Annotated in this window: 23 protein-coding genes and 1 tRNA gene; 5 read left to right on the top strand and 19 right to left on the bottom strand. The window is 71.0% G+C overall.

Annotated elements, in window-relative coordinates; translation table 11 throughout:
• Positions 1-66 precede the first annotated feature (66 nt).
• Positions 67-633, bottom strand: a complete 567-nt coding sequence (locus QN141_07610) for an ATP-dependent Clp protease proteolytic subunit (protein MDR7558340.1) — start codon at positions 631-633, stop codon at positions 67-69.
• Positions 634-773: 140 nt separating this feature from the next.
• On the opposite strand from QN141_07610, the gene lexA reads away from it, so the two are divergent.
• Positions 774-1,388, top strand: a complete 615-nt coding sequence (gene lexA, locus QN141_07615; GenBank protein ID MDR7558341.1) for a transcriptional repressor LexA — start codon at positions 774-776, stop codon at positions 1,386-1,388.
• On the opposite strand, the gene QN141_07620 is transcribed toward lexA, so the two are convergent.
• Genes QN141_07620 through mutS form a run of 7 tightly spaced genes read right to left on the bottom strand, consistent with a single transcriptional unit; the run spans position 1,372 to position 9,949 of the window.
• Positions 1,372-1,764 (bottom strand): retroviral-like aspartic protease family protein, encoded by a 393-nt coding sequence (locus QN141_07620; GenBank protein MDR7558342.1) that lies wholly within the window; start codon positions 1,762-1,764, stop codon positions 1,372-1,374. The two genes, lexA and QN141_07620, sit on opposite strands and share 17 nt — an antisense overlap.
• A complete protein-coding gene (locus tag QN141_07625; GenBank protein MDR7558343.1) occupies positions 1,761-2,159 on the bottom strand; it encodes a DUF5678 domain-containing protein in 399 nt (132 codons plus the stop codon). Before QN141_07625 ends, QN141_07620 begins: the two co-directional genes overlap by 4 nt.
• A 46-nt stretch (positions 2,160-2,205) precedes the next feature.
• Positions 2,206-3,507: a GTPase HflX gene (gene hflX / locus QN141_07630; GenBank protein ID MDR7558344.1), complete on the bottom strand. Its 1,302-nt coding sequence runs from the start codon at positions 3,505-3,507 to the stop codon at positions 2,206-2,208.
• Positions 3,464-4,630: an LL-diaminopimelate aminotransferase gene (locus QN141_07635; GenBank protein MDR7558345.1), complete on the bottom strand. Its 1,167-nt coding sequence runs from the start codon at positions 4,628-4,630 to the stop codon at positions 3,464-3,466. Before QN141_07635 ends, hflX begins: the two co-directional genes overlap by 44 nt.
• 50 nt (positions 4,631-4,680) lie before the next feature.
• Complete coding sequence (gene miaA, locus QN141_07640) at positions 4,681-5,610, bottom strand: tRNA (adenosine(37)-N6)-dimethylallyltransferase MiaA (protein ID MDR7558346.1); 930 nt, start codon at positions 5,608-5,610, stop codon at positions 4,681-4,683.
• Positions 5,589-7,286, bottom strand: coding sequence for a DNA mismatch repair endonuclease MutL (gene mutL / locus QN141_07645; GenBank protein ID MDR7558347.1), 1,698 nt, complete (start codon positions 7,284-7,286; stop codon positions 5,589-5,591). Before mutL ends, miaA begins: the two co-directional genes overlap by 22 nt.
• Positions 7,283-9,949 carry a DNA mismatch repair protein MutS gene (gene mutS, locus QN141_07650; protein MDR7558348.1) on the bottom strand — a complete coding sequence of 889 codons (2,667 nt, stop codon included), beginning with the start codon at positions 9,947-9,949 and terminating at the stop codon, positions 7,283-7,285. The genes mutL and mutS overlap by 4 nt, the downstream gene beginning before the upstream one ends.
• Positions 9,950-10,123: 174 nt before the next feature.
• On the opposite strand from mutS, the gene QN141_07655 reads away from it, so the two are divergent.
• From QN141_07655 to QN141_07665, 3 genes are all read left to right on the top strand, one after another.
• Positions 10,124-11,197 carry a GGDEF domain-containing protein gene (locus tag QN141_07655; GenBank protein ID MDR7558349.1) on the top strand — a complete coding sequence of 358 codons (1,074 nt, stop codon included), beginning with the start codon at positions 10,124-10,126 and terminating at the stop codon, positions 11,195-11,197.
• Positions 11,198-11,324: 127 nt separating this feature from the next.
• Complete coding sequence (locus QN141_07660) at positions 11,325-11,486, top strand: hypothetical protein (protein MDR7558350.1); 162 nt, start codon at positions 11,325-11,327, stop codon at positions 11,484-11,486.
• Positions 11,487-11,651: 165 nt separating this feature from the next.
• Complete coding sequence (locus QN141_07665; protein MDR7558351.1) at positions 11,652-12,065, top strand: hypothetical protein; 414 nt, start codon at positions 11,652-11,654, stop codon at positions 12,063-12,065.
• A gap of 55 nt (positions 12,066-12,120) precedes the next feature.
• On the opposite strand, the gene QN141_07670 is transcribed toward QN141_07665, so the two are convergent.
• Positions 12,121-12,963, bottom strand: coding sequence for a lytic transglycosylase domain-containing protein (locus QN141_07670; GenBank protein ID MDR7558352.1), 843 nt, complete (start codon positions 12,961-12,963; stop codon positions 12,121-12,123).
• 243 nt (positions 12,964-13,206) lie between these two features.
• Between QN141_07670 and QN141_07675 the strand changes: the two genes are divergently transcribed.
• Positions 13,207-14,115, top strand: coding sequence for a ParB N-terminal domain-containing protein (locus QN141_07675; protein ID MDR7558353.1), 909 nt, complete (start codon positions 13,207-13,209; stop codon positions 14,113-14,115).
• A gap of 339 nt (positions 14,116-14,454) precedes the next feature.
• Here QN141_07675 and QN141_07680 read toward each other — a convergent pair.
• The 10 genes from QN141_07680 to QN141_07725 form a co-directional block, all read right to left on the bottom strand.
• A tRNA-Sec gene (locus QN141_07680) sits at positions 14,455-14,548 on the bottom strand.
• An 18-nt stretch (positions 14,549-14,566) separates the two neighbouring features.
• Positions 14,567-16,471 (bottom strand): selenocysteine-specific translation elongation factor, encoded by a 1,905-nt coding sequence (gene selB, locus QN141_07685; GenBank protein ID MDR7558354.1) that lies wholly within the window; start codon positions 16,469-16,471, stop codon positions 14,567-14,569.
• Positions 16,456-17,832, bottom strand: coding sequence for an L-seryl-tRNA(Sec) selenium transferase (selA, locus tag QN141_07690; GenBank protein MDR7558355.1), 1,377 nt, complete (start codon positions 17,830-17,832; stop codon positions 16,456-16,458). Before selA ends, selB begins: the two co-directional genes overlap by 16 nt.
• Positions 17,833-17,839: 7 nt before the next feature.
• Complete coding sequence (locus QN141_07695; GenBank protein MDR7558356.1) at positions 17,840-18,052, bottom strand: zinc ribbon domain-containing protein; 213 nt, start codon at positions 18,050-18,052, stop codon at positions 17,840-17,842.
• Between the two features lie 59 nt (positions 18,053-18,111).
• Positions 18,112-18,945, bottom strand: a complete 834-nt coding sequence (locus QN141_07700) for a PHP domain-containing protein (protein ID MDR7558357.1) — start codon at positions 18,943-18,945, stop codon at positions 18,112-18,114.
• Positions 18,935-19,729: a TIGR00282 family metallophosphoesterase gene (locus tag QN141_07705; GenBank protein MDR7558358.1), complete on the bottom strand. Its 795-nt coding sequence runs from the start codon at positions 19,727-19,729 to the stop codon at positions 18,935-18,937. The genes QN141_07700 and QN141_07705 overlap by 11 nt, the downstream gene beginning before the upstream one ends.
• On the bottom strand, positions 19,729-21,249 hold the full coding sequence (rny, locus tag QN141_07710; GenBank protein ID MDR7558359.1) for a ribonuclease Y: 1,521 nt from the start codon (positions 21,247-21,249) through the stop codon (positions 19,729-19,731). Before rny ends, QN141_07705 begins: the two co-directional genes overlap by 1 nt.
• A gap of 199 nt (positions 21,250-21,448) precedes the next feature.
• Positions 21,449-21,667, bottom strand: a complete 219-nt coding sequence (locus QN141_07715; protein MDR7558360.1) for a hypothetical protein — start codon at positions 21,665-21,667, stop codon at positions 21,449-21,451.
• Positions 21,664-22,662, bottom strand: coding sequence for a hypothetical protein (locus QN141_07720; protein ID MDR7558361.1), 999 nt, complete (start codon positions 22,660-22,662; stop codon positions 21,664-21,666). The genes QN141_07715 and QN141_07720 overlap by 4 nt, the downstream gene beginning before the upstream one ends.
• A gap of 4 nt (positions 22,663-22,666) precedes the next feature.
• Positions 22,667-22,993 (bottom strand): hypothetical protein, encoded by a 327-nt coding sequence (locus QN141_07725; protein MDR7558362.1) that lies wholly within the window; start codon positions 22,991-22,993, stop codon positions 22,667-22,669.
• Between the last annotated feature and the right edge of the window lie 15 nt (positions 22,994-23,008).

Consider the following 23,008-nt stretch of genomic DNA (forward strand, 5'->3'; position numbering starts at 1 on the left):
ACCTGGTTGGGCCGGGTGCACTCTGGCCGGCCAAAGTTCAGACCGGTGCACTCGGGGCGGCCAGAGTCAGATCGCGGGCCCGCTCTCTCTGGCAATGACCCGATCGATGAGGCCGTAGGCGCAGGCTTCCTCGGCGCTGAGCCACAGCCCGTGCTCCGTGTCCCGCTCGATGCGCTCCAGCGGCTGGCCGGTGTGGCGCGCGAGGAGTTCGTTCATTTGCCGGCAAAGCCGCCGCAGGGCGGCGGATTGGGCGTCCAGTTCCCTGGAACTTCCATAAAACTTCCCGCGGGGGTGCTGGAGGAGGATGCGGCCTGAGGGTAGCGACAGTCGACGGCCCGGCTGGCCCGCAGCCAGGAGCAGCGCCGCCCCTCCGGCCGCCGTCCCGCTGCAGAGGGTTCCTACAGGGGCCTGGAGCGTCTGCAGGATGTCGTAGACGGCAAGCGCCGCCGCCAGCTCCGCCTGGGCGCAGTTGATCCGCACTGTGATGCCGGCGGTCGGGTCCTGCGACTCCAGGTGCAGTAACTGCGCAATAATCAGATCGGCCGCGACACCGTCGAGCGGGCTGCGGATGAAGACGACGCGCCGCCCGAGCAGCCGGTGGAAGATGTCAGGAACTTCGTGGGAAGAACTCATCGCCCCGTCTCGAATCCATCCGCTCCGTTGCCCTCGGCTTCGTTATCCCCGGCTCCGGCGCCGGGCACGAACAGGTGTTTGCTGACACGCCGGGGGCGTGCTATAATGCCTCCGCACGTCGGGCAGCCGGAGGCGCATCGATGGGCAAGGGACTGACGCGGCGACAGAGGGAGATCCTGACCTTCATCCAGCGCTTCACCGACGCGCACGGGTATCCGCCCTCCGTGCGCGAGATCGGCCAGGCCCTGGGCCTGACCAGCAGCTCGACGGTTCACAGCCACCTCTCCGCACTGGAGAAGAAGGGCTACCTGCGGCGTGACCCGAGCAAGCCGCGGGCGCTGGAGATCCTCAAGGACGAGCGGGAGATTCCCTCCAAGAAGGTCGTCCCCCTCCCCGTCGTCGGGCACGTCACGGCCGGGCTGCCGATCCTGGCGCAACAGAACATCGAGGACTACTTCCCGCTTCCCCAGGAGTTTGTCCGATCCGAAGACTGCTTCATCCTCAAAGTCCGCGGCGACAGCATGATCGACGCCGGCATCTACGACGGCGACCTGCTGGTGGTCCGCCGGCAGCCCACGGCCAAGGACCGCGATATCGTCGTGGCCCGCCTGGAGGATGAAGCCACGGTCAAGCGCTTCTTCCGCGAGAACGGTCGCGTCCGCCTGCAACCGGAGAACCCCCGGATGGAGCCCATCTACGCCCGCGACGTCACCATCGAGGGCGTGGCGCTGGCCGTGATCAGGAAGCTGAACTGACCGGCGCCTCGACGTCCAGCACGCCCGCCGGCCCCCGCAGGACCACCGTCCACCGGTTGATGATGTCCCGGCCGAGGATCGCCTCGCGGCCCAGCCCGACGACCGGGAGCGTGATGTCGCTTCCGGCGACCGAGAGGGTGGCCGCGTAGAGGGGAACGCGGACGCTGTCGCCCGTGGCTCCCCGGATCCGGACCTCTCCCGTCGCGGCAAGCCGGAGATTCCTCGCCAGTCGTTCGGGGATCACGGTGATGTCCGCGCCCGTATCGACAATCGCCGGGACGGCCGAACTCCCCCTGCCCTGCCCGGCGCCCACCCGCACGGGCAGGACCGGGATGGACGGGTGGCGGCTCAGGTCATAGGGGAAGCGCGCCTTCACGAGGCGACGACGCGCGGCGAGCGGAGGTGCACCGTCCGCTCCTGGGGCGTCACCAGGGGCATGGCGATCGATCGGTACCCATACCGGGCGAAGACGCGCAGGGCCAGGGCGCCGAAGTCCCGGTCGTGATCGACGACCCGGCGGTTGATGATCGCCACATACTCGTTCCGGTACCGCTTGGCCAGGCGTGCGCGGTGGGCCTCGAACCACTCCAGATCTGGTCGGATCGACCCGCTCCCCTCGTCCCCTTCCCGGCCCAGGGCGCGCACCAGGGCCTGGCGGACGAAGGCGGTCAGGCTCAGCCCCCGCCGGGCCGCTTCCGCTTTGGCTTCGCGCACCAGGGCCCGGGGCATCCCCCGCAGGTACAGCGTCGCCGTCTCCTGCCCCTGCGCCACGGCATGCTCACCTCTGTTAGCATGCTAACATTGCTCACATCTCCGGTCAACGGCGGCGGACCAGCGCCCGCAGGCGTTCGGCCTGTCCCCGGGGCAGCCGGGCCTCGAGGCGGATGCCGTCGGCCGCGTACTCCTGGCGGAGGACCCGACCCTGCTCGAAGATCTGGGACAGCGTGCCGGCCCGGTTGTAGGGCACGGTCAACCGGACCGTGACCAGGTCCTCCGGCAGCCGCAGGGCGATCTCGCGCAGCAGGTTGAGCAGGCCGACCTGATGGAGGGCGGAGATGGCCACCCCCGTCCCGATCTCGGCGAGGATCGCCCGGACGTCGGCCGGAGGAATCCGGTCCGTCTTGTTCACCGCGACGACCGTGGGTTTGTCCGCCGCCCCCAGCTCGGCCAGCACCCGGCCCACGGCCCGCATCTGCTCCCGCCAGTCGGGATGGCTGCCGTCCACCACGTGGACGAGGAGGTCGGCCTCGGTGACTTCTTCCAGGGTGGCGCGGAAGGCGGCGACCAGCTGGGTGGGCAGACGCGTGATGAAGCCGACGGTATCCACCAGCAGCACCGCCCGACCGTTGGGCAGCGTCACCCTGCGCACGGTGGGGTCGAGCGTAGCGAAGAGCTTGTCCTCGACAAAAACCCCGGCGTCGGTGAGCGCGTTGAGCAGCGTGGACTTCCCGGCGTTGGTGTATCCCACCAGGGCGACGGTGGGAATCTGGGCCTCCCGGCGCCAGCGCCGCTGCAGGGCCCGGTGTCGGCGGATCTCGGCGATCTCGCGCCGCAGGTCGGTGATGCGCCGGCGGATGCGGCGGCGGTCCACTTCCAGCTTGGTCTCGCCGGGGCCGCGCGTTCCGATGCCGCCGCCGAGCCGGGAGAGCATCGTCCCGCGGCCCGTCAGCCGGGGCAGCAGGTAGATCATCTGCGCCAGTTCCACCTGCAGCCGGCCTTCGTGCGTCCGCGCCCGCCGGGCGAAGATGTCGAGGACGAGCGCCGTCCGGTCGATCACCTTCCGGTTGAGGAGGCGTTCCAGGTTCCGCTGCTGCACGGGGGTGAGCTCGTGATCGGCGATGACCAGGTCGGCGTCGGTCCGCAGGCACAGGACCCGGAGTTCGTCCACCTTCCCGGCGCCCAGGAAGGTGGCGGGGGCGGGCCGGCGGCGGTGCTGGACCAGCGTGCCGACAACCTCGGCGCCCGCCGAATCGGCCAGGCGCGCCAGCTCCTCCATCTCGGGGTCGCGGGCGGAGTTCTCTCCGTGCACCCCGATCAGGACGGCGCGCTCGGGGCCGGCCTCACGCACCGGGATCTCAGCCACGGCCGAAGGCGCCCCGCAGCCGGTCCAGCGCTTCATCGAGCCGCCCGTCGGGCACCGTGATCGACAGCCGCACGTAGCCCTCCCCTTCGCGCCCGTATCCTGCGCCCGGGGTGAGCAGAACCCCGGTGCGCTCCAGGACCTGGGCGGCGAAGGCCGCCCCGCTCCCGCCGCCGGGGACGGGAATCCACAGGTAGAAGGTGGCCTTCAGCTCCGGGACGGCCCACCCCAGGTGGCGCATCGCCGCCATGACCCGGTCGCGGCGGCCCTGGTAGACACGCAGGCGGTCCTGCACCGGTTCCGGCGGTCCGGTGAGGGCGGCGATGGCCGCGTGCTGCACGGCCCGGAACACGCCGGAGTCGATGTTGGTCTTGATCTTGCCCAGCAGCCCCACCGCCTCGGCGTTGCCCACGACGAACCCGATGCGCCATCCCGTCATGCAGTAGGTCTTGGAGAGCGAGTGGAACTCCACGGCGACCTCTTTCGCCCCGTCGGCCTCCAGGATGCTCGGCGGCCGGTAGCCGTCGTAGGCGATCTCGGAGTAGGAGTTGTCGTGGGCCAACAGCAGGCCGTGCCGGCGGGCGAAGGCCACGGCCTCGCGGAAGAAGTCGTGCGTGGCGGTGGCGGCCGTCGGGTTGTTCGGGTAGTTCAAAAACATCAACTTGGCCCGTCGCAGCACCTCCGCGGGGACCGCGTCCAGGTCGGGGAGGAACCCGCGGTCGGCGCGCAGCGGCATCGTGTAGGGGATCCCTTCCGCCATGATCGTCGCCGAGCGGTAGACCGGATAGCCCGGGTCCGGGACCAGCGCCACGTCGCCCGGATTGAGCAGCGCCCAGGGCAGATGGGCCAGCCCCTCCTTGGAGCCGATCAGAGCCAGGACCTCGGTGGCCGGGTCGAGGGCCACGTTGAAGCGACGGCGGTACCAGTCGGCCACCGCCGTCCGATACTCCAGGGTCCCGGCGTAGGGCGGGTAGCGGTGGCTGCGCGCGTCCGTCGCGCCTTCCAGGAGGGCGTCGATGATGTGCGGAGGCGGGGGCAGGTCCGGATCTCCCACGCTCAGGTTGATGACGTCCACGCCTTTCGCCTGGAGTTCAGCCTGCCTGCGGTCCAGGTCCGCAAACAGGTAGGCGCCGATCTGCTCCAGTCGCCGTGCGGCCTCCATGCGCTGCCTCCCTACGCTGCCTCCTGCGAGGGCTCGATCGCGTGCCGACGTTACTCTAGCACAGCGGCGATCCGGCGGGCTACCTCGTCCGCGCTCCACTGGTCGACGTCGATCCAGCGGATCCGCGGATCGGCGCGAAACCAGGTGTACTGCCGTTTGGCCAGGCGGCGGGTGTTGCGTTTCAGACGGCGGACGGCCTCCTCCAGCGACACCTGGCCGGTGAGATGGGCGACGATCTCCTTGTAGCCCACCCCCGACATCGCGGGCAGCGTCGGGGCGTAGCCCCGCCGCAGGAGGTCCCGGACTTCGTCCACCAGGCCGGCGGCGATCTGGCTGTCCGCACGCTCGTCAATCCGCCGGTACAGCGCGGCGCGGTCCATCGTCAACCCGACCTGCACCACCCGGCCGACGGGATCTCCCCGTCGCTGCAGCTGCGAGATCGGCGCGCCGGTACGCTCATAGACTTCCAGGGCGCGGATCACCCGGCGGAGGTTGCGGGGATGGATCCGCGCCGCGGCCGCCGGATCGACCCGGCAGAGCCGGGTGTAGAGCGTTCCCGGTGCCGACGCCTCCAGCGCTTCCAGGCGCCGGCGGAGCTCCCAGTCGGGGGCCACGGCGGGGATGGCGAATCCGTTGACGACGGCCCGGATATACAGTCCGGTGCCCCCGACGAGCAGCGGCACCCTGCCCCGCCCGCGAATCTGCCGGATCGCCTCCAGCGCCAGGTCCCGGTAGCGGGCCAGGGTGACGACCTCGTCGGGATCCGCGATGTCCAGGAGGTGGTGCGGGACGGCCCGCCGCTGCTCGACCGACGGCTTCGCCGTGCCGATGTCCATGTAGCGGTAGACCGTGCGGGAGTCGGCGGCCACGATCTCCGCCCCCAGGCGCGCGGCCAGGGCCACCGCGGCGGCGGTCTTGCCCACCGCGGTGGGACCACAGATGACGACGAGCGGCGGTTCTAGGAGCGCCTCAGGAACCATCGCTCGACCTGCTCCAGGGGGAGCGTCACCATCGTCGGCCGCCCGTGGAAGCAGGTGAACGGGTCTTCGGTGCCGGCCAGGTCCTGCAGCAGACGCACCATCTGCTCGCCGGTCAGGGGGTCTCCGGCTTTGACCGCCGTCCGGCAGGCCGTGGCGATCGTCAGCCGCTCCAGCAGGTCCCGCGGGGCGCCGAGCCGGGCGCCCTCCGCGGCCTCCGCCAGCAGATCACGCAGCAGGCGCTCCGCGGAAGCCCCCGCGGCGATCTGCGGCACGGCCCGGAGGAGCACCGTGCGCTCGCCGAAGGGTTCCAGATTGAAGCCCAGCGCCTCGAGCGCGGTGCGCACCATTCCCAGCACCGCCCACTCGCCCGGGGTGAGGTCGATCGCCCGGGGCGCGACCTGGGCCTGGGCCACAGCGTCCTGGGCCGCCCGCCCGCGCAGCAGGCGTTCGTAGAGCACCCGTTCGTGGGCCGCGTGCTGGTCGATGACGATCAAACCGTCGTCGCTCTGGGCCAGGAGGTAGGTCCGGTGCAGCTGGCCGAGCAGGCGCATCCGCGGCAGGCGGCCGGCAGCGGCCAGGGCCTCGCCGGCCGGCGCTGCCGAAGGGGCGACGGGCCCGCCGCCCAGAGGCAGCTCGCCGGAGGGCACTCCGACCGGCCGCAGGGCCGCGGCTTCGACGGGCCGGATCAGCCGGGCTCCGCGCAGGACGTCGCGGACGCCGTGCGCCACCGCGCCGAAGATCCGGTGGTCGTCGTCGAAGCGGACCTCCAGTTTTCGCGGGTGGACGTTGACGTCCACGCGGCGTCGGGGCAGATCGAGGAAGAGGACGTAGACCGGATGCCGGCCGGAGGGGACGATCTGCCGATAGGCCTGGTCCACCGCGCCGCTGACGACGCGGCTGGAGACGGGCCGCCCGTTGACGAAGAGATACTGCAGGCTGCGGTCTCCCCGGCTTGTCTCCGGCCGCCCCAGCCACCCCCGCAACCGGAGTTCTCCGTCCTGGCGATCGAAGGCCAGGCCGCGGGAGAGCAGCGCCTCGCCGAGGACCGCCGCGGCCCGGTCGGCGGGGGAGGCCGCGGGCAGGCGCAGCACCGTGGTGCCGTCGTGGCTCATGCGGAAGGAGACGCCGGGATGGGCGAGGGCCAGGCGCTGCACGGCGTCGACGATGAGGGCGAACTCGCGGGCCGGAGATTTCAGGAACTTCCGCCGGGCCGGGGTGTTGAAGAACAGGTGGCGGACGGTGACGACCGTCCCCGGGGGCCCGCCGACCGTCTCTTCGCTTTGGACCTCTCCGCCGGCGATCCGGATGCGTCGTCCCGCCTCGGCGCCGGGTACGGCGCTGGTCAGCTCGAACTGGGAGACCGCGGCGATACTGGGCAGGGCTTCACCGCGGAATCCGAGGGTGCGGACCTCGGCCAGATCCTCCGCGTCGGCGATCTTGCTGGTGGCGAAGCGCCGCACGGCGAGGGCCACGTCGTCGGCATGGATGCCGTGGCCGTCGTCGGCGACCCGAATCAGGGTCGATCCCGCCCCTTCGACCTCCACGACAATCTCCGTGGCGCCGGCATCCAGCGCGTTCTCGACCAGTTCTTTGACCACCGACGCGGGGCGTTCGACGACCTCGCCGGCCGCGATGCGGTCGGCCACGGTGGGGGCCAGGACGCGGATGCGGTTCACGGCGTCTTGGGCCCGTGGCGCTTCATCCGCACCACTTTACCCGGATGCGGGGCGGTGTGGGCGGCGGCGAGACGCTGGCGGGCCTGCTCCCGCAGGGCGTGGAGGACCTGCAGCGCCTCCAGAGGGGTCATCGCCTCCAGGCTCAGCGCCATCAGGGCCTCCTCCACCGGCGAGGGCTGGTGCAGGGGCAGCGGCAGTTGCAGCGCCCCGCTGGCCCGGGACGGGAGCGGCGGCAGGAAGGTCGCGCCGGGCTCACGGATCGTCTGCCCGGCCGCTTCCAGCTGGCGAAGAATGCGCTGGGCGTGCGCGATCACCGGGGCCGGCAGCCCGGCCAGCTGGGCCACGTGGATGCCGTAACTGCGGTCGGCTCCGCCGTCGACCACCCGGCGGAGGAAGATCACCCGCTCCCCTTCTTCCTTGACCAGAACGTTCACGTTGTGCACGCGCGGCAGCACCTGGGCCAGCTCGGTCAGCTCGTGGTAGTGGGTGGCGAACAGCGTCCGGCAGCCGATCTGATCGTGCAGGTGCTCCACCACGGCCCAGGCGATACTCATCCCGTCGTAGGTGCTCGTCCCCCGCCCCACCTCGTCCAGAATGACCAGGCTCCGCCCGGTGGCATGGTGGAGGATGTAGCCCACTTCCTGCATCTCGACCAGAAAGGTGCTGCGGCCCGTGGCAATGTCGTCCACCGCGCCCACCCGCGTGAAGATACGGTCCACCAGCCCGATCCGGGCCGCGGCCGCCGGGACGAAGGAACCCACCTGGGCCAGCAACACGATCAGCGCCACCTGGCGCAGGTACGTGGACTTGCCGGCCATGTTCGGCCCCGTCACGATCAGGATCGCCCGGTCGTGGGTCGACAGACGGGCGTCGTTGGGCACGAAGCGCTCCTCCATCAGGGTGCGCTCCACGACGGGATGCCGCCCGGCGGTGATCTCCAGGACGGGCTCCTCCGCGATCTCCGGCCGCACGTAGGACCAGGCGGCCGCCACCTCGGCCAGGGACAGCCAGGCATCCAGGTCGGCGACGGCCCGCGCCGTCCGGAGCAGCTCGTCGGCGCGCAGGGCGACCTGGTCGCGGACCTGGACGAAGAGGGCGTGCTCCAGATCGCGCATGCGCTCCTCGGCCCCCAGGATCGCCGCCTCGCGCTCCTTCATCGCTTCGGTGACGAAGCGCTCGGCGTTGGCGAGGGTCTGCTTGCGGATGTAGTCGGCGGGGACCAGGGAGAGGTTGGGCTTGCTCACCTCGATGTAGTAGCCGAAGACCTTGTTGAAGCCGACCTTCAGGGATTTGATGCCGGTTCGCGCCCGCTCCTCCGCCTCCAGGCGGGCGATCCAGTCCTTGCCCTCCCTGGCCGCCGTCCGCAGGGCGTCCAGTTCCGTGCTGTACCCGTCGCGGATGATCCCGCCCTCCTGCACGCCGGCCGGCGGCGCCTCCACGATGGCCCGCTCGATGAGCGCCGCCACATCATCGTGGCCGTGGATCTGTCCGGCCGTCTCCCGCAGCGCTGCGGCCGCGGTCCGGGCCAGTCCCTCGGCGAGGAGCGGAAGGCGGCGCAGCGAGGCGGCCAGGGCCCGCAGGTCGCGCGGGGTGGCGGAGCCGTGACCGACGCGCCCGACGAGGCGCTCGAGGTCGGCCACGCCGCTCAGCGCGGAGCGCAGGGCGGCGCGCAGCCCGGCGTCGCGCACGAACTCCTCAACGGCATCGAGCCGGCGGAGGATGGCCTCCCGCGAGGTGAGGGGTTGGAGCAGCCAGGACCGCAGGCGCCGGGCTCCCATCCCGGTCTTCGTCTCGTCCAGGATCTCCAGCAGCGTGCCCTGCACCCCGCCGTCCCGCTGGTTGCCGACGATCTCCAGATTGCGCCGGGTGGCGGCGTCCAGCACCAGGCCGTCGTCGGCGGCATAGGTCGTCAGCCGCCGGATGTGCGCCAGCGGGCTGAACTGGGTGTCCTGGAGGTACTGCAGCAGGGCGCCCGCCGCGGCCACGGCGGCGGGCAGGTGCGCGCAGCCGAAACCGTCTAGGCTGACGACGCCGAAGTGGCGGTGGAGCCGCTGGCGGCCCGTGGTTTCGTCGAAGATCCACGCCGGCTGGACGGTGACGTGGACGGCCGATCCGGCCAGCCCGCGCAGGATCCGCTCCGCCGGTTCGGGGACGAGGATCTCGCGGGGATTGAAGCGGGCGATCTCCTCCGCCAGGCGGGCGTCCCGGCCGGTCCCGGAAAGTTCCGTGACTTGGAACTCGCCCGTGGAGAGGTCGGCCGCGGCGAGACCCCACGCCTCCCGGCCTTGGCTCACCGCCACCAGGAAGTTGTTGGCGTGGCGGGGGAGGAGGCTCTGCTCAATGACCGTGCCCGGGGTGACCACCCGCACGACGTCGCGCTTCACCAGCCCCCTGGCCCGGCGCGGATCCTCCAGCTGGTCGCAGAGGGCGATACGGTACCCGCGTTCCACCAGCCGGGCCAGATACCCCTCGACGGCGTGATGGGGAACTCCGCACATGGGGACCCGCCGCCCCTTGCCGATCTCGCGGGAGGTCAGGGTGATCTCCAGCTCTCGGGCGGCGGCGACGGCGTCGTCGAAGAACAGCTCGTAGAAGTCGCCGAGCCGGAACATCAGCAGCGTGCCCGGAAACCGGGCCTTGAGCTGCTGGTACTGGCGCATCATCGGCGTCAGGTCCACTGGTCCTTCGATGTTCGGCGCCTCGGGGGGCGATCCTCGGAAATTATGAAGTCATCTCGTACTCACTTTCTTCAACCAACCATTTGACGAGGGCCGCTCACCCGGCCTCGCCGTCCCGAGTCCGGCGGCCGGTCCGGGCTCTGCGGGCAGAAACGCAGTGTGAGGACGACCGACAAGCGGGCGATCAAGGAACGGCGGGTCCTCCTGGCCGGCGGCGGGTTGATCCTGGCCCTCCTGGTGGAGCTGGCCCTGGAAGCCGTCGGCTTCAACTCCACGACCCTGAGGGGCTGGCTGATCGCCCTGGGCGCCACCGTCGTCCTGCAGTGCGCGGTCTGGCTGATCCTGCGCCTGGGCTGGGATCGAGCCATCGCCTGGGACCCGCACTACCTCTACGTCCCCATGGCGGCGGCGATCTTCAGCCTCAACCTCTACGCCTACCTCGCCCCCCCGCTGCGCCCGCTGCTGCTGATGGTCTGGTTCGCCATGCCGGCGTTCATGGTCGGCCTGGCCGGCGCCGCGGGCGTCCTCGTCATGTCCACCCTCATGGCCGCCGGCTACGTGGCCAGCGGCGTCCTGCTGGCGGCCCGGGGCTACGATCTCTCCCCGGCCTTCGAAGCGGGCGTGGTCGTGATCTTCCTCATCACCAACGGCTTCACGTCGGTGGTCTACGAACGCCTGCGCCGCGAGCGCATCGAGCGGCGGGTCCTGCGGCAGAAGCTGAGCGAGCTGGCCATCACCGACCCGCTGACCGGGTTGTTCAACCGGCGCCACTTCGAAGAGATCCTCCGTGCGGAGATCGCCCGCATCGCGCGGTACGGCGGACACTGCTCCCTGGCCATGATCGATCTGGACTTCTTCAAACACTACAACGACACCCTGGGCCACCTCGCCGGCGACGCGCTCCTCAAGGAGTTGAGCGCCCTGCTGGCGGGCCACCTCCGCGTGAGCGACGTCTTCGCCCGGTACGGGGGCGAGGAGTTCGGGCTGATCATGGTCAACACGGCGAAGGACGAGGCCATTCTGGCCATGGAGCGTCTGCGCCTGTTGGTCGAGCGGTATCCCTTCCGCGGTGGCGACATCCAGCCCTCCGGCCGCCTCACCATCAGCGCCGGCATCGCCTCCTGTCCCGAAGACGGGCTGGATTATGAAGAACTGGTGCGCAAGGCCGACGCGGCCCTCTATGCGGCCAAGCGCCTGGGCCGCAACCGGGTGGAAGCCGCGCTCCCCGTCTGACCTCCCGGAAACCTCCGTCAAAGTTGCCGCTCCCCCGCCGTCCCCTCCCCCCGGCGGCACGCCGGTTGCTCTTCCCATTCCAACGGGATCGTGCCGGAGGAGCTGGGCACTCGAGGGGGTCGTTCGGATGGTGTACTACGATGCGGTGGACGGCGGTCCGAGCCGGTTTCAGCGCTTTGACTCGCGGCTGCAGACCGTGCTCATCGGCTGGACGGTGAGCGTTACGCTGTTCGTGCTCGCCGTCCACCTGCTGGTGACCAACGCCCGTCTGCTCTCGATCGGACCGTAGGAGCCGTCCGGATGGGCTGGGCACGCCGTGCCCGGCGGGGGACCGCAGAGGGTCGGGGTGACGAACCCCGGCCCTCTGTTTGTCCGGAAAAGTGATCGGCAGCAAGCGATCCGGCACGGAAGTTGCTCCAATCTTCCCTCAACCGCGTATCCCCCCGGGACAAAGGTGGGACGGCTTGTGGGCAAACGGTTGAGGCTGGACGAGGTGCGCTGCGAGATCCAGGACAGCCGGGTCCTGGCCAGGGTACAGCTGAGCAACGGGGGGCTGTCCCACATCGGCCTGGCCACGGGCTTCCTCCCGGAGGCCAACCTGGAACGGGTGGCGGCCCAGGCCACGATCAACGCCATCCGGATGTTCGCCGCCTTCACGGGGGCGGACCGCCCGGTCGTGACCCTGCAGGATGTCGACGTGGTCACCTCGCCGACAACCCGGACGGTGCTCGTGCTGTTGCGGATGGGGCAGGGCGACCAGGCGCGGTTCCTCTCCGGATCGGCGGCCATCCGCGAGGACGCCACCACCGCGGCGGCACGGGCGGTCCTCAACGGACTCAACCGACAGCTGGAAGCCTTGCTGCGCTGAAGCCCGCGGCGGGAAGAGCGCGGCCGGCCGCGTCCCTGCCGCCCGACCGTCTCGGCTATCGGTTCTCGGGTTGGACCGCGTCCTCCGAGGCGTTCGGCGTTTCACCGCCGGTCTGTTCCGCGACCAGGGTCAGCACGCCGTCCACGAGCTGGAACCTCCGGACGAGGCGGACCAGCTTCTCACCCTCGAGGCAGAGGAGTTCCTCGGTACGCGCGGTGACCACGTCGCCCTGCACCTTCTCGACCACGATGAGACGGGTGTCACCGGTGGCGGCGACCAGCCTCCGGCGCGTGCCGGAGAAGGGCACGGAGGTCTGGACCATTTCCGTCTGCGCCGGCTCCGCCCGCGCCGCCGGCGCCGCGGGCGGCGGAGCGGCGACGGCCGGTTTCGACGCCGCCCTCGACTGCGGCAGTCGCCCGGTCACCGGATCGGCGCCGGCCAGGATGCGCCGCACGTAGGCCCGTGACTTGGGTGGAATGCCGCGAGAGCGCAGGACCTTGTTCGGCCCGGAGTGGTAGCCGGCCAGCGCGAGGTCCCAGCGCTGAAAGCGGTTGTAGAGATGGCGGAGGTAGCGCATCCCGCCCTCGATGTTCTGCCGGGTATCATAGGGATTCACGCGGAGCCCGCGCGCCGTGACGGGTCTGATCTGCATCAGCCCGCGGGCCCCCCTGCGGCTCACCGCCGTCTGCCGCCAGCCCGATTCCACGGCGATGAGGTTGTGCGCGATGTGCAGCGGGACGCCGTAGCGCGCCGCGTAGTGCCGGACCAGTTCCTTGACCACGGCCAGGGGGAGGGTCGTGAACCGTGACTTCCGCGGGCGGGCGAAGGCGGGTCCGGGGACGGCGATCAGCACCACCAGAGCCAGCCCGCACGCCAGGACGCGAATCCGCATGCGCATGCTGCCGTACCTCAATCCGGGGAATCGAACACGCAGGGGGACGTGTTCGTCAAGTACTACTACTTCTGCCCGACCGGCCGGGGCGTCAGACCGCTTGTTCGCCGTCTTTGACGCCATTCCTGGCTCCCGCCGACGCTCTTTCCGGGCCGTCAACCCCCCCTCTCGCCGCAGGACGTCGCCGAGCGACTCGCCGAAGAGTACCGCCGGCGGCATACCCCACACCTGGACGACCTGCGCTGACCGATGCCAACCTGGACCACTTTCCCGGAGAAGAAGCTCCCCCGCGAGGCGCAGACCCTCGCCGAGCAGGTCGAGCAGGACGGCGGGCACGTCCTGAGCATCTACCAGGATCCGGTGGGCGAGCACTGGCACCTGTTCTGCCTGCTGCCCATCGACCGGGTGGCGGCCACCCCTTACCAGCGCGACCTGTCCCCGACCCACGTCAGGCGACTGCAGGAAGTGATGAAGAAGATCGATCGCTTCGTCGATCCCATCGTGGCCGTCTCGCCGCGCCCGGGCGCCTACTGGACGCCCAACGGCCACCACCGGCTGGCCGCCCTCAAGAAGCTCAAGGGCGACGTCGTGCCGGCCGTCCTCATCCCCGAGCAATCCGTGGCCTACGAGATCCTCGCCCTCAACACGGAGAAGGCCCACAACCTGAAGGAGAAATCCCTCGAGGTCATCCGGATGTACCGCGCCCTGGCCGAGCAATCTCCGCGGGCCAGCGAGGAGGACTACGCCTTCCAGTTCGAGTCCGCCCACTACATCACGCTCGGCCTGCTCTACGAGGAGAACCGGCGCTTCTCCGGCGGGGCCTTCAGCCCGATCCTCCGCCGGGTGGACAAATTCCTGAAGGTCACCCTGCCGAAGGGGCTGGAGGAACGGCAACACCGCGCCGCGCTGGTCCGGGAGGCCGACGAGATCCTCACCGACGTGGTGGACAAACTCCGCAGGCGCGGCCTGCGCCATCCCTACGTGAAGAACTTTGTCCTGGCCCGCACCACGCCCCTGACCCGCGCCCGCAAAACCCTGCCTTCCTTCGAGACCACTTTCCGCAGGCTGGCCGACAACCTCCGCACCTTCGACGTCGCCTCGGTCCGCTACGAGGACATCGCCCGCTCCGCCCTGATGCCCGGGACCCCAGGGGGCTGAGGCTCGTCAGGTGAGGCCCGCCGGCGGCGCCGGGACCGGCCAGGGTCTTCTCAGCCCGCGCGTCGCTGCAGGGAGATCAGCGTGCCGACCCCGGCCAGAAGGAGGCCCGGAATGATGTACGCCGTGACCCACCAGAAGATGATGAACGCATAGGCGAGCACCTGAACCTGGCCGGAGCCCGGAAACGGGCCCGGTGGGAATCCCTCCGGTGCCATATCGCCGAACCCACCGGAGGAACGCAGCCACAGCCATCCCCCCGTTGGCCCCTGGTATCCCCCTCTGGTTCTGTGGAACAGACCCGGCCTTCTACGGGGGAGAAGAACAGGTTCCTTGCAGAGGTGGCGGAGGGCCGTAGGAATCGAACCTACCGGAGGCCGACCGGCCTCCCGCCGGTTTTGAAGACCGGAAGGGGCACCAGCCCCCGCTGCCCTCCGCGGCACATCGTGAAGAATCAGGCGCCGGCGGGGCGACTGCGGTCCAGCAGGACGCGGACGTCGCCGACGCGGCGCGTCAGCTTGATGCTATCGAAGTACTCCAGGACGGTCAACGCGTACCTGCGGCTGGTGCCCAGGCGGGTGCGCAGAGCGGCCACGGTGACGCTGCCGTGCGTGCGCACCTCGTCGGCCACGGCCTGTTTGATCTCCTCCACCGTGTCGCGGTGGAAGTACACGCCTTGGCCGGCGTCCACGATCGTGCCGTCGTCCAGCAGCGCCCGCCAGGCCCGCTCGAACATCTTGGGATCGGCGGATCGCGCCAGTTCCTCCCTCGACGGCGGGGCGAACCGCCCGTTCCGCAGCGCGGCGGCGATGCGCTCCCGGAGGGCCGACTCTTCGGGATCGACGGTGGGCCGGAAGCCCCGGAGGCGCACCAGCCCGCCCAGGTCGTCGAGCGTCCCCCCGCCGGTGAGTCGGTCGAGGGCCAGGGCATAGGCGCGGTCGTCCCCTCCCCCGAAGACCCGCCGCTTGAGTTCGTCCTTGGCTATCCCGGCCCGCCAGGGTTCGGCCGCGTGGTAGGCGGCCACGGCGTCCCGGATGGCCGTCCCCAGCTCGTCCACCGTCCCGGGATGGAACAGCCGGCCGCGGACGTCGAGAAGACGTCCCGCGGTCACCAGGGTCCGCACCGTCTCGTCGATCTGGGCTCTGGTCGCCGCGACGGTGCGCATGAGGTCCTCCACCGTCAGCCCGGCCGCTCCGGCCCGGCGCACCGCGGCTTCTGCGCGGGCCGGAAGGTCGGCGGGCACGCCGGGTGCGGCGGCTTCAGGCATCCCTCTCCGGCGCAGCGGCGGGTGGGCGTCGAGGACGCGACCGCCGCCGATGGTCAGCATCGGCGAATACCGGCGCACGACGAAGGGATCCCCCGCGTCGGCGACAATGGGGCGCTCCAGCCTGAGTTGCACCAGGCCCCCGTCGCCGGGATCCAGCCGCGCGCGATCCACCAGCGCCGCCCGCCCGATGACCTCGGCCGATCCGAGGTAGACGCGGACCCGGGCCATGTGCGCCAGCGCCGGGACACCGGGCAACAGGCGCAGCTCGACGTCCAGGCGCTCGGTGGGCGTGAAGACGCCGGGCGTGGCCAGCACGTCGCCCCGCGCCACATCGTCCTTTTCGATGCCGGCCAGGTTCACCGCGACGCGCGACCCCGCCTCCGCCGCCTCCACCCTGGCCCCGTGCGACTGCACCCCCCGCACACGCAGCACGCGGCCCGCCGGGAGGAGTTCCAGACTGTCGCCCGGAGCGATGCGGCCGCTCCACAGCGTGCCGGTGACCACCGTACCGAACCCGGCCACGGTGAACGCCCGGTCCACGGGCAGCCGGGCGGGCGCGTCCACGGGCCGGCGGGGGACGGTCTCCAGCGCGGCGTCGATCGCGGCCACGAGATCCGGCATGCCCTGCCCCGTCCTGGCCGAGACCTCGACGATCGGAGCGCCCTCGAGGAAGGTCCCGTCCACCAGCCGGCGGATGTCGGCGCGCACCAGGTCCAGCCATCCGCGGTCCGGGGCCAGGTCGACCTTGTTCAGCACGACGATGCCGGTGCGCACGGGGAGGAAGCGGAGGATGTCCAGATGCTCGCGGGTCTGGGGCATCACGCCTTCGTCGGCGGCGACCACCAGCAAAACCAGGTCGATCCCCGTGGCGCCGGCCAGCATGTTCCTGATCAGCCGTTCGTGGCCGGGGACATCGACGATCCCGACGCGGCGGCCGCCCGGCAGGTCGAAGTGGGCGAACCCCAGGTCGATGGTCATGCCCCGCCGCTTCTCTTCCTCCAGGCGGTCGGGGTCGATGCCGCTGAGGGCTTTGACGAGGGCGCTCTTGCCGTGGTCGATGTGGCCGGCGGTGCCGATTACGTAGTGGCGCACAGCGCGTCGCAGATGGCCCGCTCGTCCCCCGACAGCAGCGTGCGGACGTCCAGCAGCACCGCATCGTGGGCGATGCGGGCGAAGACGGGAGGGCGGTGGCGCCGCAGGGCTCGTTCCACCCCGGCGAGATCGCCCGGGGGCACCAGGACCACGGCCACCGACGGAAGATGCGCCTCCGGCAGGGACCCGCCACCCACTTCTGCCGTCGTCTCCTCGATCCCGATCCGCCACGTCGGCGGAAGGCAGGCGCGCAGCGCCGCCTGAAGGTGCTCCGCCGCATGGCGCAGCTCGTCGGCGGAGCGGGACAGCATCTGCAGCACGGGAATCTCCGTCCAGGCCGTCTCCGGGTCGCGGTACAGCTGGAGGGTGGCGCTCAACGCCGCGTAGTCCAGTTTGTCCATGCGCAGGGCGCGGGCCAGCGGATGGGCGCGGATCTGTTCGATGGCCGCCGCGCTGCCCACCAGCAGTCCGGCCTGCGGCCCGCCGAGCAACTTGTCGCCGCTGAAGGCCACCACGTCGCAGCCGGCCTCGACCGCCTCCCGGACCGTCGGTTCGGGGGGCAGGCCGCGGCGACGCAGGTCCACCAGGCAGCCGCTGCCGAGGTCGTACATCACGGGGAGCCCGTGGCGCCGTCCGATCTCCACCAGGTCGGCCGCCGACACCTCGCAGACGAAACCGTCCATCCTGAAGTTGCTGCGGTGAACCTTCAGCAGCAGCGCCGTCTGCGGCGTGATCGCCCGCTCGTAGTCCCGGGGGTAGGTGCGGTTGGTCGTGCCGACTTCCACCAGGCGCGCCCCGCTCTGGGCCATGACGTCGGGCAGCCGGAACGAGCCGCCGATCTCGACGAGCTCGCCCCGCGAGACGATCACCTCCCGGTCCCGGGCCAGCGCGGCGAGAGCCAGCAGGACGGCGCCGGCGTTGTTGTTCACGGCCACGGCCGCGGCGGCGCCGGTCAGTTCGGTCAGCAGCGGTTCGACGTGCCGGTGGCGGGACCCCCGCCGGCCGGTGTCGAGGTCCACCTCCAGGGTGGAGTAGCCGGCGGCCGCCTCCGCCACGGCCTCCACGGCGCGCGCCGGCAGGGGCGCCCGTCCCAGGTTGGTGTGGAGGATGATGCCGGTGGCGTTCACCGCCCGCGTCAGCGTCAGGGCGGCGCGCGTGCGGGCTTCGCGCAGCGCCCGATCGGCCAGCTCCTCCAGCGCCGGGGGAGGCGCCTCCCCCCGCCGCAGTTCCGCCCGGGTTCTCTCGATCACCGCGCGGGCGGCGTCCGCCAACAGCGTCCGAGGCAGTCCCGTGCCGGCGGCCTCCAGGCGCTGCACCAGGCGCTCGACGGCCGGCAGGTGGCGCAGATCGGCGGCGCCCACGGCGGCTCTACCGGACGATGACCCCGACCAGGATGCCGACGGCCACGGTAATGGCGGTGACGATCAGCCACCGGCGGAGGTCGCTCCGCACGCGGCGCATCAACTCCTCCTCGGGGATGGGGCCGATGGCCGCGGCCGCGCCCGGCCGCAGCCGGATGCCGCACCTGCGGCAGACGATCTTGCCCGGGGGGTTCTCGGTTCCACACTGCGGACAGCGCATCGCGTCCCTCCTGACCTCCGTCCTCCGTCTCTCCGTCCTCCGTCACATCGCCCGGGCCTTCACCCCTGCCCCGCACGCTTTTCCGCGGCGCGCGCCTTCAGACGGTCCACCGCCTCCGGCGGAACGTACTGGCTGCCGATCGCGACCTTCGTGGCCAGATCGCCGCCGTGGAAGTCGGTGCCGCCGGTGACCAGCAACCGGTGGCGTGCGGCCACGTCGAGATAGTGGGCGACCATCGCCGGCGTGTGATCGGGATAGTAGACCTCCAGCCCCTCCAGCCCCGCGCCGGCCAGTTCGGCGATCATCTCGTCCCGGACCCCCCAGCCCGGATGGGCCAGCACGGGAATGCCGCCGGCGCGGAGGATGATCGCCACCGCCTCCTGGGGGGAGAGTTTCATCCGCTCGACGTAGGCCGGCCCACTCCGGCCGATGTACTTCTCGAAGGCTTCCTCCGTGGTCTTCACCGCGCCGGATTCGACCAGCGCCCGGGCGACATGAGGCCGCCCCACCGCGCCGCCTGCGATGGCACGGACCCGCTCGAACCGGATGGGGATGCCCAGGGCGTTGAGCTTCTCGACCATCCGGGCCGCCCGGTTCACCCGGCCGTCCCGCAGCCGCATCAGGAACTGCTGGAACCAGGGCAGGTGGTGGTCGATGAAGTAGCCGAGGACGTGCACCTCGGAGGCGTCCACGTCGGTGTTGATCTCTACGGCGGGAATCACCTCCACGCCGGACCTCCGCCCCGCTTCCAGCGCGGGGTCCACGCCGTCGGTGGTGTCGTGGTCGGCCACGGCGAGGACGGCCACACCCGCCTCCGCCGCCGCCTGCACCACCGCCTCCGGGGCCAGCAACCCGTCCGAGACGGTGGTGTGGGTGTGGAGGTCAATGCGCATGCTCGTCGGTCTCCACAATGCGGGTGATGGACCGGGCCCGGCCCGACTCCTCGTCGATCTCGATCGCCACCGCGTTGAGCTGCGAGGGACCGGAGGCCACCTCGAAACGCACGGGCAGCCCGGTCAGGAACCGCTCGATGATCCGCTCCCGGTCCATGCCCAGCACGCCGTCCCGCGGGCCGGTCATCCCCACGTCGCAGATGAAGGCCGTGCCCCCCGGCAGGATCCGCTCATCCGCGGTCTGCACGTGGGTGTGAGTCCCGACCACGGCGCTGACCCGGCCGTCCAGATACCAGCCCAGGGCGAGTTTCTCGCTCGTCGCCTCGGCGTGGATGTCCACGACGACAACCGGCGTGCGGGCCCGCAGCGCCGCCGCCTCGGTCCGCGCGGCGCGGAAGGGATCGTCCACCGGGGACGGCATGAAGACCCGCCCCTGCAGGTTGAGCACGGCCACGGCGCGGCCGGCGCGATCCGCGGCCACCGCCGCCCCCCGGCCGGGCGTGCCGGGGGGATAGTTCAGGGGACGCAGCAGGCGCGGATCGGCGTCCAGCAGCTCGTAGGCCTCGCGCAGCTGCCAGGTGTGGTTGCCGCCGGTGATCAGGTCCACCCCGGCGGCAAACAGCTCCTCCGCGACGGCCCGGGTGATCCCCGCTCCGCCCGCGGCGTTCTCCCCGTTGGCGATGACGAAATCGGCCTGGAAGCGGCGGCGCAGCTCCCCCAGCCGTTCCGCAAGGATCCGCCTCCCCGGCTTGCCGTGCACATCCCCGACGAAGAGGAGGTGCATCAGCGGGCGTATTCGACGACCCGGGTCTCCCGCAGCACGGTGACCTTGATCTGCCCCGGGTACTCCATCTCCTCCTCGATCTTCTTCGCCACCTCCCGGGCCAGGGTCTGCGCCGCGGTGTCGTCCACGTCAGAGGGCCGGACGATCACGCGCACCTCGCGGCCGGCCTGGATGGCATAGGCCTTCTCCACCCCCGGAAAGGAGGTGGCGATGCGCTCCAGGTTCTCCAGCCGCTTGACGTACATCTCGGCGGTCTCCTTCCGCGCTCCGGGCCGGCTGGCGGAGATGGCGTCCGCGGCGGCGACCAGGATGGCCTCGATGCAGCGCGCCTCCTCTTCCCCGTGGTGGTAGGTGATGGCGTTGAGCACCTCCGGTGGCTCGTGGTACCGCCGGCAGATATCCACGCCGATCGCGCTGTGCGTCCCTTCCACTTCGTGGGTGAGGGCCTTGCCGATGTCGTGGAGCAGACCGGCCCGGCGGCTCAGTTCGGGGTTGGCGCCCAACAGCTGCGCCATCAGCCCGGCCAGCAGGGCCACCTCCACGGAGTGCTGCAGGAGGTTCTGGCCGTAGGAGTAGCGGAACCGCAGTCGGCCCAGCAGTTTGGTTTCCTCCGGGTGGAGGCCGTGCACGCCGGCCTCAAACGCCGCGCGCTCCCCTTCCTCCCGGATGCGCTGCTCGAGCTCGCGCTGGGACTTCTCCACCACCTCCTCGATCCGGGCCGGGTGGATGCGGCCGTCGGCGATGAGTTTCTCCAGGGCGATCTTGGCGATCTCCCGCCGGATGGGATCGAAGGAGGACAGCGTCACGGCCTCGGGGGTGTCGTCGATGATCAGGTCGACGCCGGTCAGCCCTTCCAGGGTGCGGATGTTGCGCCCCTCGCGGCCGATGATGCGGCCCTTCATGTCGTCGCTGGGCAGCGGGACCACGGAGACCGTGACGTCGGCGGTGTGGTCCGCGGCGCAGCGCTGGATGGCGAGGGCGATGATCTCCCGGGCGCGCCGGTCCGCCTCCTCCCGCGCCTCGGCCTCGATCTTCTTCACGATCTGCAGGGCGTCGTCCCGGGCGGCCTGCTCGACCTGGCGCAGCAGCTGCTCGCGGGCCTGCTCGGCGGTCAGCCCCGAGATGCGCTCGAGTTCCGCGCGGTGTCGGGCGAGGGCGGCATTGACCTCCTCGCGCGCCTTCTTAAGTTCGGCTTCCTTCTCGGACAGGGCCCGTTCGCGTTGCTCCAGGGCCTCCGCCTTGCGGTCCTGGGATTCTTCGCGCTGGATCAGCCGTCGCTCGAGACGCTGGAGCTCGGCCCGCTGCTCGCGGATCTCGTGTTCCGCCTCGCGCTTGAGGCGGAACGCCTCGTCTTTGGCCTCAACGATCGCTTCACGTTTCTTCGCCTCGGCCTCTTTCTGAGCGTCCTCGATGATCCGTCGGGCGGCCTCTTCGGCCGATCGAATCCGCGCCTCGGCGACGTATCTGCGCAGGAGATATCCAAGGAGGAAGGCGATCGCCCCCGCCACGAGTACGGTCACCACCAGGGTGGATGTGATGGCGGGTCACCTCCTTTGGGTTGTCGCAGTACGTCGCTTTCTTCTGTCACCTCGTGGTGCCAGACGTTGCCTCGCGCCTGAACGCGCGCTTAACACTACATTCTAGCCGCCGGCGGGCGGCGGGGTCAACCGACGGGCCCCGGAAGCGAATGGCAGAATCCGGAGCGAACCAGCCCGACCGTCACCGGGCCTCGATCCGGCCGACGACCTGGGCCTGGACGGTGTACCCTTCCAGCGTCCGGGGCAGCCGGGATACGGTCTCGGGGCGAGGCCGGTCCAATCCGACCACGATGACCAGCGTCCCGTCCGGCCCGCCGCCCACCCCGACGGAGACCACCCCGGGGAGGGCCATCAACTCCGCCTCATAGCGGGCTCTGACCTCCCGGATGGAGCGGCTCACAGCGTGACCCCCAGAGCGGCGAAGACATGCCCGATGGGTGTGATGACCGTCGTCGTCTCGCTGCCGGCGAAGAGCAGCCCGACGATGCGGTTGTCGGAGTCCAGGACCACCGAGCCGCTGTCCCCTCCCCGGCTCATCGCGCTGGCCAGCAGTTGATCGGTGAACCTGGCCACGCGGTCCCCCCCGTACCGGACATCCACCGTGACGTCCACCTGGAGGATCTCGCCGACGGTGAGCCCCGTGGTCCGACCGCTCTTCCTGACGACGAGGCCGAGCGCCGCAGGCGCGGTCCCCCCAATTGCACCGATCTCCAGGACGGTCGGATCCACCTCCCCGTCCCGCAGCGGCCGGGCGATGGCCGCATCGACGAGGTTCTCGGGGATCTGCGTCGTCGCCGGCTTCAACCGTGCCGGGCTGCGCAGCAGCCGGGCCAGCCAGTTGAACGCCGCCGCCACCGCCCCGGCGGCGGCACCGGCTTCCGCCGCCTCGCGGAACCGGATCGGGACGAAGGCGGTGAGCGCGGCGATCTGGTCGGCCGGCAGCCGGCCGCCGTCGAAGGGACCCGGCTGGAGGATCGGATCTCCGGGAAGCCCGTCGTTTTCGGCCGCCAGCACGTGGTTGTTCGACAGGATGAACGACGCGCCGTCTTTCTTCACCAGGCACCCCAGAGTGCCGGCCGTGACATCCCGGTGACCGATGCTGACGCCGCCGGGCGCGGGACGGACCCGCTCCGTCCGCCGCTGATGAACCCGAATCGGCCCCGTGGCCACGACGTCGGTGGGCACCCCGGCGATCGTCGCGGGGATGCGGTCCCGCGGTGCCAGCTGCGCCGCAGGGAGTTTCCGGGTCACCGAGCACACGATGCTGAGCACCGGCTGGCGGCGGCCGGCCACCGTCTTGAAGCCGAGGCCCGCCGCGACGACGTTGGGACGGGCCAGGAGATCGTGGCGCCTTCGTCGCAGCACCTCGCGGGGCGCGCCGAGGTCCGGGACCACGGCTTCAGCTGTCGCGCCCGGTCAGGGAGAGGACGACCCGCGCGATCTCGGCCTGCCGTCCCTCCCCTCCCGCCTTCCTCTTCGCCACAAGGACAGAGATGAAGTTGAGCACAACGCCCAACAGCAGACCGACGCCGTAGGCGTCGAGGAGGTTGACCTCGCGGTAGGCGGCAATGAGCGCCAGGGCGCTGGGACCGATTCCGACGACGGTCAGGAGGCTGGCGAAGCCGACGACGTCGAGATCGCGTTTCCGGTCGAAGAACCGGCCGAAGTAGAACCCGGCCACGACGCCGATGGCGAAGATGCCGACACTTCCGTCGTGCGCAAACATGGGATCAGCCTCCCC

This window comes from Armatimonadota bacterium (assembly GCA_031459765.1).
GTDB lineage: Bacteria > Sysuimicrobiota > Sysuimicrobiia > Sysuimicrobiales > Kaftiobacteriaceae > Kaftiobacterium > Kaftiobacterium secundum.

What these genes read in the sequence shown, in the direction of transcription:
- QN141_07610 (MDR7558340.1), bottom strand. Translation starts at nt 633, where the DNA reads ATGAGTTCTTCCCACGAAGTTCCTGACATCTTCCACCGGCTGCTCGGG.
- lexA (MDR7558341.1), top strand. Translation starts at nt 774, where the DNA reads ATGGGCAAGGGACTGACGCGGCGACAGAGGGAGATCCTGACCTTCATC.
- hflX (MDR7558344.1), bottom strand. Translation starts at nt 3,507, where the DNA reads ATGAAGCGCTGGACCGGCTGCGGGGCGCCTTCGGCCGTGGCTGAGATC.
- QN141_07635 (MDR7558345.1), bottom strand. Translation starts at nt 4,630, where the DNA reads ATGGAGGCCGCACGGCGACTGGAGCAGATCGGCGCCTACCTGTTTGCG.
- miaA (MDR7558346.1), bottom strand. Translation starts at nt 5,610, where the DNA reads ATGGTTCCTGAGGCGCTCCTAGAACCGCCGCTCGTCGTCATCTGTGGT.
- mutS (MDR7558348.1), bottom strand. Translation starts at nt 9,949, where the DNA reads ATGATGCGCCAGTACCAGCAGCTCAAGGCCCGGTTTCCGGGCACGCTG.
- QN141_07660 (MDR7558350.1), top strand. Translation starts at nt 11,325, where the DNA reads ATGGTGTACTACGATGCGGTGGACGGCGGTCCGAGCCGGTTTCAGCGC.
- QN141_07670 (MDR7558352.1), bottom strand. Translation starts at nt 12,963, where the DNA reads ATGCGCATGCGGATTCGCGTCCTGGCGTGCGGGCTGGCTCTGGTGGTG.
- QN141_07675 (MDR7558353.1), top strand. Translation starts at nt 13,207, where the DNA reads ATGCCAACCTGGACCACTTTCCCGGAGAAGAAGCTCCCCCGCGAGGCG.
- QN141_07695 (MDR7558356.1), bottom strand. Translation starts at nt 18,052, where the DNA reads ATGCGCTGTCCGCAGTGTGGAACCGAGAACCCCCCGGGCAAGATCGTC.
- QN141_07700 (MDR7558357.1), bottom strand. Translation starts at nt 18,945, where the DNA reads ATGCGCATTGACCTCCACACCCACACCACCGTCTCGGACGGGTTGCTG.
- QN141_07705 (MDR7558358.1), bottom strand. Translation starts at nt 19,729, where the DNA reads ATGCACCTCCTCTTCGTCGGGGATGTGCACGGCAAGCCGGGGAGGCGG.
- QN141_07725 (MDR7558362.1), bottom strand. Translation starts at nt 22,993, where the DNA reads ATGTTTGCGCACGACGGAAGTGTCGGCATCTTCGCCATCGGCGTCGTG.